The organism is Streptosporangium oxazolinicum (assembly GCF_039537505.1).
Lineage (GTDB): Bacteria > Actinomycetota > Actinomycetes > Streptosporangiales > Streptosporangiaceae > Streptosporangium > Streptosporangium oxazolinicum.
The window spans coordinates 1,071,491-1,083,866 of record NZ_BAABAQ010000001.1 but is presented as its reverse complement, the minus strand read 5'-3'; the positions used below and the strand labels follow the sequence as shown (position 1 = coordinate 1,083,866).

Here is a 12,376-nt window from a genome sequence, read left to right as displayed (position 1 = left end):
CCGGCCACCTGACCCTGGCCGGACGGGGGAAACAGGACCGGTCCGTACCAGCGTGCCCGGCTCCCGTCTCACGTCACCGAAGGGAGAATCGTCACCATGGACCGAGCACAGCTGGCCGACTTCCTGCGTACCCGCCGCGAGGCCCTGCGGCCCGAGGACGTCGGCCTGCCGCGCGGACCGCGCCGCCGTACCCGTGGCCTGCGCCGCGAGGAGATCGCCGCCCTGTGTGGCATGTCCACCGACTACTACGCCCGCATCGAGCAGCAGCGCGGCCCGATGCCCTCCGAACCCATGCTCGCCGCCCTCGCCCGGGGCCTGCACCTGTCCCTGGACGAACGCGACCACCTGTTCCGCATGGCCGGGCACAACACCCCCAGCCGCACCCTGCGCACCGACCACGTCTCCCCCGGGATGATGCGCATCCTGGACCGCCTGACCGACACCCCCGCCCAGGTCATCAGCACCCTCGCCGAGACCCTGGTGCAAACCCGCCTGGCCGTGGCCCTGGTCGGCAACGAGACCGGCTACACCGGCTTGGACCGCAGCCTGGCCTACCGCTGGTTCACCCACCCCCACGCCCGCCGGATCTATCCCGAAGCCGACCACGCGACCCACAGCCGGATCTTCACCTCCGAACTGCGCAACGCCTACTCACGGCAGGGAACCGACTCACGCGCCGGCCAGATCGTGAACGCACTGCTGGAGAAGAGCGGGGAGTTCGCCACGCTGTGGAGCGCCCACGAGATCGGCGTGCGCCGCGAGGGGGATCTCAAGCGCATCCAACACCCAGACCTCGGCATCCTCGAACTCCACTGCCAGGTCCTGTTCGACGCCGACCAGGCCCAAGCCCTCCTCGTCTACACCGCCACCCCCGGCACCGACAGCCACGACAAACTCCAGCTCCTGTCCGTCGTCGGGGACCGCCCATCCCAACGATGACCCCGCGAGACGGCCCGGTCATCGCGAAGACCCGAGGGGGCAGGTCGCTCGGGACGATGAGGCGTGTCACGGCGGGACGCGGCCACCTCGTGTTCCTTCCGATGAGGAACCTGCCCGCCCACCGGGTCATCGTCGCCCTGCCGGGCGTTCACCGTCGAAACGCGCGTCGAGCCCCTGCCCACGCTGGGCAGGGGCTCGACGCGCGCTCGATGTCTACAGGGTGCCGGTGCCGGGGCCGTAGTAGCCGCCGAGCCGGTCGCGGTAGTCGGGCTCCTTGTAGGTCGCCTCGTCGAACTCCGGCGCGTTCTTGATCTCCTCCTTGGTGCGCGCGATGTGGACCTTGCGCTCCTGGGGGTCGATCTCGGTGATCGTGCCGGCCGGCAGGACGACCTTCTTGCCGAAGATCCAGAAACCGGTGTCGACGACGATGTAGCTCTCGCCGACGGCGTTGCTGTCCTCGTCCACCGAGCCGATCTTGCCGTCGGTGGCCTCCACGTCGAACCCGACCAGGTCCAGGACCTGCTCGCCGCGGGTCTCGGGGCGGTAGTTCCACACGTTCTCGGTCACGGCGTTTCTCCTCGTCGTCGAAGGTAGGACCCTCACCGCTCTACCCCCGGCCTCGCCGGTAAACAGGCCACGGCAGATGTGCCCGCGAATTTCGTCGATCGCCTCCGAGAGGCGACGATCCCCTCACTGAAGACCATCGCTGGACCCGGTATCGGCCACCGGACGACGGCTCATGATCCATCCGGGCGATGGTCGCCAACCTGCATGCCGTCGCCCACCCCTTGACCGCCGCCCCGACAGGGCCGTCTCCCCGATGAGGTCCGAGCTCCCGGCGGCTCGCGGTCCGCACCGCGGACGGGTGGGAGGGCCTGGAACTCGTGGGCGAACGCTGGCCCCGCCCACGCGTACCGCAGACGAAGCCGGTGATGAAACGAGGAATGTTGTGCGAAAGGCCCGGCTTCAGCTACGGGTGGCGAGGTCGAAGGTGGTGACCAGTTCCTCGGCGGCGACGGCGGGGTCGAGGCCGCCGAGGAGCCGGGCGGCGACGGCGTCGATCGTCGCGCGGACGGTCATGGCCATGAGCCGCGCGTCGAAGACGCGGAACTCGCCGGCCCGGCCGCCCTGCTCGAACAGCTCGGCCAGCAGGCCCAGGGCCCTGTCCTGGGTTCCGGCCGGCGCCGGTGCCGCGTTGAAGGCGATCTGCTGGACCGCGCGCACATGGGCGGGATTGGCGGCGATGAACTCCACGTTGGCGCGGATGTACGTCGCCAGTTTCTCGCGCGAGCCTTCCGCGGCCACGATCCTCGGATGCATGTACGCCGCGGCATCGGTGAGCACCTTGGCCAGCACGGCCGCGAGCAGATCGTCCTTTGTGGCGAAATGGTAGGAGATCAGGCGTTTGCTGCTTAGTCCCGCGTGACCGCAGATCGCTTCGAAGGTCGTCCCCGTGTAGCCCCGCTCGGCCAGGACCTCGATCGTGGCCCGCACGATCTGCTCTCTGCGGGCCTGGGTCGCCTGGGCTCGGTCAACCGGTGCGGGTGTGGGCATGGTGGGCCTTTCCGTGATCGGCGACCCTCCCGCCGAGCCTGGTCAGCCCAGTTTGCCAGTCTGGCCGGGACTCGGGAACGCCGCCCGTACGGCACGCCGGTTGGCCAGGACCGCGACTCCCGCCAGCAGTAAGCCGATCAGCCCCTGGTCGACCTTCATCCACAGCGGGTAGCCGCTGTCGGGCGCCACGCAGATCAGCACGATGCCGATCGTGCCCAGGATCGAGAGGGTTCTGATCCGTACGTAGGCCGGCCGTTTGCCCCCGAGTGCCTGCCCGGCGAGCGAGACCAGCCACAGCGAGGCCGCCGCCACGGCGCCGCCGCGCACCCAGACCACCCAGTTGACCAGGTCGGGCCGGTTCCGCAGCGCGGTGGCGATGATCAGGGTCACCAGCGACACAGCCGCCATCCCGATGAACAGGGACCGGATCCGCCGGAGATCCACCAGTGCTTTGTTATCCATGTGAGTAATAATTACACAGTCGGATAAAAAGGGCAATCGGTGGTCGAGTCACGGCTTTCGGTAGATCGGATGAGGCGAGCCCTCTGGGAGTCGATGCCACGTTCCCGCCTGATCGTGATCACCTGCTGTTGATCACGGCACCCAGGAGTCGCGTGTCGAGCATGTTCTGGGAGAAGGGGAAACCGGTGATCTTTCTTGCCAGGGCGAAGGCACGCGGGAATTCTCCGGGGTCAGAGTCCTCCAGGTCTTCGTCCAGGTCCAGGTCGGGATCCAGATCGGGGTCCAGTCCGACTTCGCGCATCATGTCGACAAGTCGATCGGGGTCGCTGCCCACGCGCGCCTCGGGACCCAGCAGGTCGAACCAGGTGACCAGGTCGCCGTCGGCCGCGTAGACGAAGAAGTCCGTGGCGTGGAGATTGCGGTTGATCGACACGACCTCGGTCGCCTGAGAAAGCCGTCTTAGCAGGGAACGTTCGACCGCGATCGATGCCCCCCAGAGCTGGATGAGCACGGTCCAGCCGTCTTTCTCCAGTGCGCCTACGTAACCGATGCGCATCCTGTCGTCCGAGTCGACGCACTTCATCGTTCGTTCCTGCAGTTCTTCGAAGGCGGCCGCTTCGATCCCGCCGGTCTCCGCCCCGAGACGAGTCAGCGCCTCGACGGGGGTGAGGGATCGAACGAAGGACACGCAGGAGACGTCGTGGAGCGGCCCGAACTCCGAAAGCCAGCCGAATTCCTCGTGCGGGTCTGTCACCGTGACTCCCATGATCGGTTGCGCGTCATGATGCCAGCCGTCACCGACAAGGGTGCTACCACTGCTCAGGGATACCGGGTGGAGATCTTCCGGTTCGAGGCCCACGTGTGGGATCCCGGTCGGAACCACAGGGATCCAGCCTCGGTGTACCCCGAATCCACCGAACCCGGGACACACCGGCAGCGCGTGTCAGCCGCCGAGGCCCGCGTCAATGGCGTCGAGGAGTTCGCCCAGGTCCGCCAGTCGTTCGCGTTCCAGCGTCCCGAAGATCTCGTGCAGGACCCGTTCGCCCGCCGCCGTACCCGCGGCCAGCGCTCTGGCGCCCTCCGGGGTGAGGCCGACGAGCCTGGAGCGCCCGTCCGTGGGATCCGCCGCTCGTTCGACCAGTCCCTCGCGCTCCAGCGCTTCGACGGACTGGGTGACCGACCGGGGGGCGTGCCCGAGCTCTCGCGCCAGTGACGACTGCCGCATGGCGCCATGCCGATCGAGCACCTGCAAGACCTTCGTACGGGCCAGTGACAGTCCTGCGGACGTCATGCCGTCGTCGACGACTCTGCGCAGGCGGTAGCCGAGCGACAGGTATCGCAGGCCGATCTCCGCGGGTGTCGCCGTCCTGTCCTTCACGGTCATCTCTTCTCGCCGCCGCCCGATTGGTGAGGTACCTCACCTAATGGTACGTTAATGAGGTACCTCAGCATTACCGTGAAGGGGAGAACCCATGGGCACCCGGCCCGTCATCGTGATGACCGGTGCGACGAACGGCCTGGGCCGTCTGGCCGCTCTCGACCTGGCCCGCACCGGCGCCCGCCTCGGTGTCATCGCCCGCAGCAGGCACAAAGCGGACGCGCTGCGCCGGGAGATCGAACAGGTCGCTCCCCGGACCCCGGTCGACGTCTTCCTCGCCGACCTGTCCCTGCTCGCCGATGTCCGGCGGGCCGCGGAGCGGATCGACGCGCACTACCCGCGCATCGACGTACTGATCAACAACGCGGGTCTGCACGCCTTCTCCCAGCGGGTCACCTCCGAGGGGTTCGCCGAAATGACCGCGGTCAACTACCTCGCGCCCTGGGTGCTCACCGACGCGCTGCGCGACAAGCTCACCGCCTCGGCCCCCGCCCGGATCGTCACGGTCGCCTCCCGGGCCTCACGTCGGGTCCACTCCATCGACCCGTTCAAGGACCTGACCGACACGGCGGGCTTCACCCGCCGCGAGTCGGGGCCGCTGTACGGCCGGACCAAGCTGATGGACATCATGTTCACCCAGGAGCTCGGTCGCCGCCTTGAGGGAACGGGTGTCGCGGTCACCTGCCTGTGTCCGGGTTTCAACGTCACCGGGCTCGGGCGTGAACTCCCCCTCGCCCGGCCCCTGGAGAAGGTCCTCACCCGGCTGAACATCGGCGACCCCCGGCACGGCGCCGACATCATCGTGAGGCTCGCGACCGACCCCGCCTTCGCCGGTGTCACGGGAGGCTATTTCGCCGCCAAGACCGCCAAGCCACTGGAGTGCCCCGAGATCGGCCGCGACGAGGCGATCCAACGCGCGCTGTGGGACGCCACCGCCGAACTCCTCCGCGACACCCATCCCACCGGTGCGTGCGGTACGTCATGACGTGCCCGGCCGGGGCCGTTCGCTCGACGGGCCGTCTCGGCGTCTGGCGTGACGACGGCCTTGTCCCACGGCTGTGACCGCCGGGGCGGCTGTCTATCCGCGGTCCGGACCTGGCGTGACGGTGTCGCCCGAGGCCGCTTCGGATCTGGTGTGGAGGATCTCGCGGGCCTGCTCCGCGGCACGGACGATGCTCTCGGAGACGAAGTCGACGAAGCGGGCGATGTTCTCCATGCGGGCGGCGGCCGGGGTGGCGGGACCGAGGACGCCGACGCCCTGCCGTGCGATCTCGGCGAGGTGGGCGGTGGCGTGGGCGCTGGCGATCATCGACTGGTACCAGACGTCGTCGTCGACGACGTAGCGCTCCCGGCGGCGTTCGTCGCGTTCCCGGCGGATGAGGCCCTGGCCCTCCAGGAACGTGATCGCCTTGGAGATGGACGCCGGGCTGACCTGGAGGCGCTGGACGAGTTCGGACGTGGTGAGGCTGCCCGCGTCGGTGAGGTGGAGGCAGGCCAGCACCCGGGCCATCATCTTGGGCGTGCCCGCCTGCATGAGGACGGTGGTGAACGTCTCCTCGTACTCGCGTACGGCCTCGGCGTCGCGTCCGTGGGGCTGCGGGGCCGCCTCCGGCCCCCGGGGCGCGGCCGGTCGGCGCCGGTGGGTGCGGCGTTCGGTGGCGCGGTGGGCCAGGTCGGCGCGGTAGGCGGTGGGGCCGCCGTTCCGCGTCACCTCACGCGTGATCGTCGAGGTGGGACGGTCGAGACGTCTGGCGATCTCCGCGTAGGCGAGGCCGTCGGCCAGCCCCAGCGCGATCTGCTGGCGTTCCTGCTGGGTGAGCCTGCCTCCCGGCATCGCGATCTCCTCCGTGCTCGTCGGTGCCTCCAACATAGCGTTCACTCGCAAGTCATTGCAACAAATATATGACTGTTGTTGCATTACGTGCAGCGCCATCGCAACGATTTTATGGTCTCCACCTGCATGAATGCTGTTTTAAAGCAACGAGTAGCTTGAAGGATTTTCGAAGGCAACGTAGCGTTTCCAATGTCAGAAACAACGAGCGCAAGGAGAGCGCGATGCAGAAGTTCGACACCCCCACCCCGATCTCCGCCGTCCTCGACATCCCCGCGGGGCGCGTCCGGTTCATCGCCGCCGACCGGGCCGACACCGCGGTCGAGGTCCTGCCCGAGGACGCCTCCAAGAGCCGCGACGTGAAGATGGCGGAGCAGACCAGGGTCGAATACCGCGACGGCGTCCTGCGGATCGAGGCCCCGGCGAAGAACCAGTTCCTCGGCCCCTCCGGCTCCATCGAGGTGACGGTCCAGCTGCCCGCCGGCTCCCAGGTCGAGGCCAAGGCGGCCGCCGCCGAATTCCGGGCCGTCGGACGGTTCGGCGACCTCGCCTTCGAGGGCGCGCACGGCCCGATCAAGATCGACGAGGCCGCGAGCCTCCGCCTCACCACCCTCGCCGGTGACGTCTCGGTCGGCCGCCTCAACGGTCCCGCGCGGATCAGCACCGGCAAGGGCGACATCCGCGTCGCCGAGGCCATACGCGGCACGCTCGTGCTGCGCACCGAGGCCGGCGAGGTGTCGGTCGGCGCCGCCGCCGGAGTCTCGGCCTCCCTGGACGCCGGCACCTCCTGCGGCCGGATCCACAACGCGCTCAAGAACACCGAGGGCGCCGCCGCCCAGCTCGACATCCACGCGACCACCGCCTACGGCGACATCGTCGCCCGCAGCCTCTGAGGAGCACCATCATGACCAACCTGGCCATCGCGGCGAACGGGCTGCGCAAGTCCTACGGCGACAAGGTCGTGCTCGACGGCGTCGACCTGGCCGTCCCCGAAGGAACGATCTTCTCCCTGCTCGGCCCGAACGGCGCAGGCAAGACCACCACCATCCAGATCCTGTCCACCCTGGTCCGGGCCGACGGCGGCACCGTCCGGGTCGCCGGCCACGACCTGGCCCGCGAGCCGGACGACGTGCGCGGCGCGATCGGCGTCACCGGCCAGTACTCGGCCGTCGACAAGCTGCTCACCGGCGAGGAGAACCTGCTCCTCATGGCCGACCTCAAGCACCTGTCCCGCGGGGACGGCAGGCGCAGGGCCGCCGAACTGCTCGACCGCTTCGACCTGGTCGACGCGGCGCGCGAACCGGCCGGAACCTACTCCGGCGGCATGCGGCGCCGGCTCGACCTGGCGATGACCCTGGTCGGCGACCCTCGCCTGATCTTCCTGGACGAGCCCACCACCGGCCTCGACCCGCGCAGCCGCCGCTCCATGTGGCAGATCGTGCGTGAACTCGTCGCGGGCGGCGTCACCATCTTCCTCACCACCCAGTATCTGGAGGAGGCCGACGAGCTCGCCGACCGCATCGCCCTCCTCGACCACGGACGGCTGATCGCCGAGGGCACCGCCGAGGAGCTCAAGCGGCGCATCCCCGGCGGCCACATCGAGCTCACCTTCGCCGACACGCGCCTGCTCGACGCCGCTCGCCACCTCCTCGGCGCGGGGATCGCCGACCCCGAGGCGCTCACCCTGCGGGTGCCGGGCGACGGCGGCGTCCGCGCGATCCGCGAACTGCTCGCCCTCCTGGACGAACACTCGATCGACCTCGACGACATGAGCGTCCACACCCCCGACCTCGACGACGTTTTCCTCACCCTCACCGGCCGCCAGAAGGAGACCACCCGATGAGCACCCTCGCCCTCGCCGCGCGCGACTCCTCCACCATGGTCCGGCGCCAGCTCAAGCGCCTGCTCCGCTACCCGTCCATGACCGTGCAGCTGGTCGCCACGCCCGTCGTCATCCTGTTCCTGTTCGTCTACGTCCTCGGCGGCACCCTCGGCGACGGACTCGGCGGCGGCCGTGACGCGTACGTCAACTACGTCGTCCCCGGCATCCTGCTCATGGCGGCCGCCATGGCCGCGACCGGGACCGCCGTCATGGTCGCCACCGACATGACCGAGGGCGTCATCGCCCGCTTCCGCACCATGCGGATCTCCCGGGCGTCGGTCCTCACCGGCCATGTCGTCGGCAGCGTCATCCAGCAGCTCCTCGGCATGGTGGTCCTCGTCGGCGTCGCCCTGGCGATCGGCTTCCGCCCGGACGCCACCGCCGTCGAATGGCTCGCCGCCACCGGATTGCTCACCCTGTTCGCCGTGACTGTCACCTGGCTGTCGGTCGCCCTCGGCCTGCGGTCCCCGACCCCCGAGGCCGCCAGCAACGCCCCGATGCCCCTGGTCCTGCTGCCCTTCCTCGGCAGCGGCTTCGTCCCCACCGACTCCATGCCCACCGCCCTGCGCTGGTTCGCCGAGTACCAGCCCTTCACCCCGATCATGGAAACCGTCCGCGGTCTCCTCCTCGGCACCCCGATCGGCGGCAGCGCCGCCATCGCCATCGCCTGGTGCGCGGGCATCGCCGTCGTCTCCTACCTCTGGGCCAAGAAGACCTTCGACAGGGCCTGACCGTGAACCGGCCGGCCGAGGCCGTCAGACCAACGGGTCTGACGGCCTCGGCCCTTTCCGCCCGTCGCGCCGGCCGGCGCGACGCCTCCGCGGAAGTCCTTCGGCGAGCACACGGTCAGGCGGCGGCGCGTTCGTCGACGGGTCGGCGGCGGAGGTTCGAGTGCTGGAGGGCCGGGGGCAGGTAGGCGGCCTCGTCGAACGCGCCGATGTCGGTGCCGGGCGGAACGATCTCGTCGATCCGGTCGAGGATCTCGTCGGTAAGGGTGACGTCGACGCCGGCGAGCAGGTCGTCGAGCTGCTCCATCGTGCGCGGTCCGATGATCGCGCTGGTCACGTCGGGATGAGCGGTCGCGAACGCCATCGCGAGGTGCGTCATCGGCAGGCCCGCCTCTTCGGCGAGCGGGATGATCTGTTCGACGACATCGAGACGACGCTCGTCGCTGAACTGCTTGAAATAGGTGGCGCGGCGGAGGTCGGTCCGCTGACCCTTGCGGATGCGCCCGGTGAGCATCCCCTTCGCGAGCGGGCTCCACACCAGCGTGCCCATCCCGTAGCGCTGGGCGACGGGCAGCACCTCGGTTTCGATGCCGCGGTTGAGGATCGAGTAGGTCGGCTGTTCGGTGCGGAACCGCTCCAGACCGCGCCGCTCGGCCACCCACTGGGCTTCGACGATGTCGGAGGCGGGCATCGTGGACGATCCGACCACCCGGACCTTACCGCTGTGGATCAGGTCCGAGAGCGCCGAGAGCGTCTCCTCGATGTCGGTGTCGGGGTCCGGCCGGTGGATCTGGTAGAGGTCGATGTGGTCGGTCCGCAGGCGACGCAGCGAGTTCTCGACCGCGGTCATGATCCAGCGTCTTGAGTTGCCTCGCTGATTGGGATCGTCACCCATCGGGAGATGCAGCTTGGTCGCGAGGACGACATCGTCGCGACGCCCCTTGAGCGCCTTTCCCACGATCTCCTCCGACTCGCCGCGGGAGTACGCGTCGGCGGTGTCGACGAAGTTGATCCCCGCGTCCAGCGCTTTGTGGATGATGCGGATCGAGTCGTCGTGGTCGGGGTTGCCGATGGCCCCGAACATCATCGCGCCGAGCGCGTAGGGACTGACCCTGATGCCGGTCCGGCCGAGGGTGCGGTACCGCATGTGGTTTCTCCTGAGGTTGTGGTCGAGGTGTGGTCGGCGCTCTCGCATGCCGTACCCTGAAACGAAGCGGAACGTCTTTCCGGAACTATACGGAAAAGCTTTCCGTTTATGCAAGCGAAGGTAAGCGAAGGTAAGCGAAGGAGGGTCGTGACGGAGAACACGGCGCCGACCGGAGTCGACTCGACCGGCTCCGCGGGTCCGGGCGCACTCGAAGGCGCGCCGCGTCGGCTGCGCGCCGACGCGCGACGCAATGTCGACTCCTTGCTTGAGGCGGCGAAGGCCGTCTTCGGCACGTCGGGCGTGGACGCGCCCGCGAAGGAGATCGCCGATCTGGCCGGCGTCGGAGTCGGGACGCTGTACCGGCACTTCCCGCAGCGCTCGGACCTGGTCAAGGCCGTGTTCCGGCGCGAGGTGGACGCCTGCGCCGACGCGGCCCCGGCGCTGGCCGCGGCGCACCGGCCGGGAGTGGCACTCGCGAGGTGGCTCCACCGGTACACCGAGTTCCTCGCGACCAAACGCGGACTCGCCACCGCCCTGCACTCGGGCGATCCGGCGTTCGACGCCCTGCCCGGCTACTTCATGGGGCGACTCGGGCCCACCCTCGGGTCACTGCTCGATGCCGCGACGGCCAGTGGCGAGATTCGTACCGACATCAGTCCCCAGGATCTCCTGTACGCCGTCGCCAATCTCTGCCTGCCCGCGGCGGACGAGGGAGTCGTGTACAGCCAGCGCATGGTCGCGCTTCTCGTCGACGGAATGCGCTACGGCGCCGATGCGAGCCGGTCTCGCTCCTGAGGTCGTGCACGGGTCGGTTCGTTCCTTCCCGAGACGTCGAGCCGCACCCCTCCGCGTGATAATCCGAACATCCGGCCGTGCTGCCCTGCGACGCGCTGTCCGAGTCGCCCGGCGGGGCGCCGCACGTCCTCGCGCTGGACGGGACGCCGTTACCTCAGGTAAGCACGCCAACCACGAGATCATTAACCGTTTTGGTGTGTCCTGTCGCTTTTGTCGGGGTAAATCGACTCTGCATGATGGGAGCCGAGCCATGACAACGCGAGACGGACGACGTGTCGTAGTGATCACCGGGGCCAGTGCGGGCATCGGCCGGGCCACCGCCCGCCGCTTCGCCGCCCGGGGCGACGCCGTGGCGCTGATCGCACGAGGTGCCGACGGCCTGGAGGGGGCCGCGCGCGAGGTGCGCGAGGCGGGCGGCGAGGCGCTCGCCATCGTGGCCGACACCGCCGACCACGACCGGATCGACGCCGCCGCGGGACGGGCCGAGGACGAGCTCGGTCCCATCGACGTGTGGGTGAACGTCGCCTTCGCCTCGGTGTTCGCCCCCTTCACGGAGATCACACCCGAGGAGTTCCGCCGCGCGACCGAGGTCACCTACCTCGGCTTCGTCAACGGCACGCGCGCCGCGCTGCGGCGGATGCTCCCCCGCGACCACGGTGTGATCGTCCAGGTCGGTTCGGCGCTGGCGTACCGGGGGATTCCGCTGCAGAGCGCGTACTGCGGGGCCAAGCACGCCATCCAGGGGTTCAACGAGTCGCTGCGCTGCGAGCTGCTGCACGACAGGAGTGGCGTACAGGTCACCATGGTGCAGATGCCGGCGGTCAACACGCCGCAGTTCGACTGGGTGCTGTCGCGGCTGTCCGGCCATCCCCAGCCCGTTCCCCCGATCTACCAGCCCGAGATCCCGGCCGACGCCATCCTGTACGCGGCGGAGCATCCACGGCGGCGCGAGTACTGGGTGGGCGTCTCGACCGCGGCGACGCTCCTTGCCAACGCGGTGATCCCCGGGCTCCTGGACCGCTACCTGGCCTGGACGGGCTACGAGTCCCAGCAGACCACCGACGTGACCCACCGCGACCCTCCCAACCTGTGGCGCCCGGCCGACGACGAACCCGGCACCGACGAGGGGGCGCACGGCTCCTTCGACCACAGGGCCATAGCGCACAGCCCCCAGCTCTGGGCCTCCCAGCATCACGGGCTGCTCGCGGCGGCCTCGGCCCTGACGGCGGTGGGCGCCCTGGCGTGGGCGCGCGGCCGTAAGGCGACGGGGAGGGCGCGGCGCTGGTCGTTCGAGGAGCGGTCCGGCGAGGGCATGCCGCCGGTGCGGGCGATCGAGGTCGCACGCGCGGCCTGGGGGCTGGCACTGCTGATGGCGCCCGCACAGGTGCTCCGCGTACTCGGCGGGAGAGGGAATCGCGGGGCGAAGGCCGTCGCCCGCCTGCTGGGGGCCAGGCAGCTGGGCCAGGCGGCCTGGTCGGGCCTTCGTCCCAGCCGGGAGGTGCTCGCCGGTGGCGCCGTGACCGACCTGGTGCACGCCGGTACCGTCCTGGCGCTCGGGGCGGCCAACGGCCGGTGGCGCCGTGTCGCCCTGTCCGACGCCGGGATCGCCCTCGCCTGGAGCCTGGCCGGACTGCGCGACAGCGGCAGGCCGTGACACCGG

Annotated in this window: 14 protein-coding genes; 7 read left to right on the top strand and 7 right to left on the bottom strand. The window is 69.6% G+C overall.

Annotated elements, in window-relative coordinates; translation table 11 throughout:
- Positions 1–96: 96 nt before the first annotated feature.
- Complete coding sequence (locus tag ABD817_RS05125; RefSeq protein WP_344915458.1) at positions 97–939, top strand: helix-turn-helix transcriptional regulator; 843 nt, start codon at positions 97–99, stop codon at positions 937–939.
- Positions 940–1,152: 213 nt separating this feature from the next.
- On the opposite strand, the gene ABD817_RS05120 is transcribed toward ABD817_RS05125, so the two are convergent.
- The 5 genes from ABD817_RS05120 to ABD817_RS05100 all read right to left on the bottom strand — a co-directional run bounded on the left by ABD817_RS05120 (position 1,153) and on the right by ABD817_RS05100 (position 4,333).
- A complete protein-coding gene (locus ABD817_RS05120) occupies positions 1,153–1,506 on the bottom strand; it encodes a PRC-barrel domain-containing protein (protein ID WP_344915456.1) in 354 nt (117 codons plus the stop codon).
- Between the two features lie 399 nt (positions 1,507–1,905).
- Positions 1,906–2,493, bottom strand: a complete 588-nt coding sequence (locus ABD817_RS05115) for a TetR/AcrR family transcriptional regulator (RefSeq protein WP_344915454.1) — start codon at positions 2,491–2,493, stop codon at positions 1,906–1,908.
- Positions 2,494–2,535: 42 nt separating this feature from the next.
- The gene (locus tag ABD817_RS05110) at positions 2,536–2,955 is read right to left on the bottom strand and encodes a hypothetical protein (RefSeq protein WP_344915452.1); all 420 of its coding nucleotides are present in this window, start codon (positions 2,953–2,955) and stop codon (positions 2,536–2,538) included.
- Between the two features lie 118 nt (positions 2,956–3,073).
- A complete protein-coding gene (locus ABD817_RS05105; RefSeq protein WP_344915450.1) occupies positions 3,074–3,814 on the bottom strand; it encodes a DUF6461 domain-containing protein in 741 nt (246 codons plus the stop codon).
- Positions 3,815–3,898: 84 nt separating this feature from the next.
- On the bottom strand, positions 3,899–4,333 hold the full coding sequence (locus tag ABD817_RS05100) for a MarR family winged helix-turn-helix transcriptional regulator (protein WP_344915448.1): 435 nt from the start codon (positions 4,331–4,333) through the stop codon (positions 3,899–3,901).
- Positions 4,334–4,427: 94 nt separating this feature from the next.
- Between ABD817_RS05100 and ABD817_RS05095 the strand changes: the two genes are divergently transcribed.
- Positions 4,428–5,318 carry an SDR family NAD(P)-dependent oxidoreductase gene (locus tag ABD817_RS05095; protein WP_344915446.1) on the top strand — a complete coding sequence of 297 codons (891 nt, stop codon included), beginning with the start codon at positions 4,428–4,430 and terminating at the stop codon, positions 5,316–5,318.
- A gap of 93 nt (positions 5,319–5,411) precedes the next feature.
- Here ABD817_RS05095 and ABD817_RS05090 read toward each other — a convergent pair whose 3' ends face one another.
- Positions 5,412–6,167: a GbsR/MarR family transcriptional regulator gene (locus ABD817_RS05090; RefSeq protein WP_344915617.1), complete on the bottom strand. Its 756-nt coding sequence runs from the start codon at positions 6,165–6,167 to the stop codon at positions 5,412–5,414.
- Positions 6,168–6,388: 221 nt separating this feature from the next.
- Between ABD817_RS05090 and ABD817_RS05085 the strand changes: the two genes are divergently transcribed.
- The 3 genes from ABD817_RS05085 to ABD817_RS05075 are packed head-to-tail and all read left to right on the top strand — an operon-like array spanning position 6,389 to position 8,777.
- Positions 6,389–7,057: a DUF4097 family beta strand repeat-containing protein gene (locus tag ABD817_RS05085; protein WP_344915444.1), complete on the top strand. Its 669-nt coding sequence runs from the start codon at positions 6,389–6,391 to the stop codon at positions 7,055–7,057.
- A gap of 11 nt (positions 7,058–7,068) precedes the next feature.
- Positions 7,069–8,007 (top strand): ATP-binding cassette domain-containing protein, encoded by a 939-nt coding sequence (locus tag ABD817_RS05080; protein ID WP_344915442.1) that lies wholly within the window; start codon positions 7,069–7,071, stop codon positions 8,005–8,007.
- Positions 8,004–8,777: an ABC transporter permease gene (locus ABD817_RS05075; RefSeq protein ID WP_344915440.1), complete on the top strand. Its 774-nt coding sequence runs from the start codon at positions 8,004–8,006 to the stop codon at positions 8,775–8,777. The genes ABD817_RS05080 and ABD817_RS05075 overlap by 4 nt, the downstream gene beginning before the upstream one ends.
- A gap of 115 nt (positions 8,778–8,892) precedes the next feature.
- On the opposite strand, the gene ABD817_RS05070 is transcribed toward ABD817_RS05075, so the two are convergent.
- Positions 8,893–9,921 (bottom strand): aldo/keto reductase, encoded by a 1,029-nt coding sequence (locus ABD817_RS05070; RefSeq protein ID WP_344915438.1) that lies wholly within the window; start codon positions 9,919–9,921, stop codon positions 8,893–8,895.
- A gap of 147 nt (positions 9,922–10,068) precedes the next feature.
- On the opposite strand from ABD817_RS05070, the gene ABD817_RS05065 reads away from it, so the two are divergent.
- Positions 10,069–10,716: a TetR/AcrR family transcriptional regulator gene (locus ABD817_RS05065; RefSeq protein ID WP_344915436.1), complete on the top strand. Its 648-nt coding sequence runs from the start codon at positions 10,069–10,071 to the stop codon at positions 10,714–10,716.
- Positions 10,717–10,966: 250 nt separating this feature from the next.
- A complete protein-coding gene (locus tag ABD817_RS05060) occupies positions 10,967–12,370 on the top strand; it encodes an SDR family oxidoreductase (RefSeq protein WP_344915434.1) in 1,404 nt (467 codons plus the stop codon).
- The last annotated feature ends 6 nt before the right edge of the window (positions 12,371–12,376 follow it).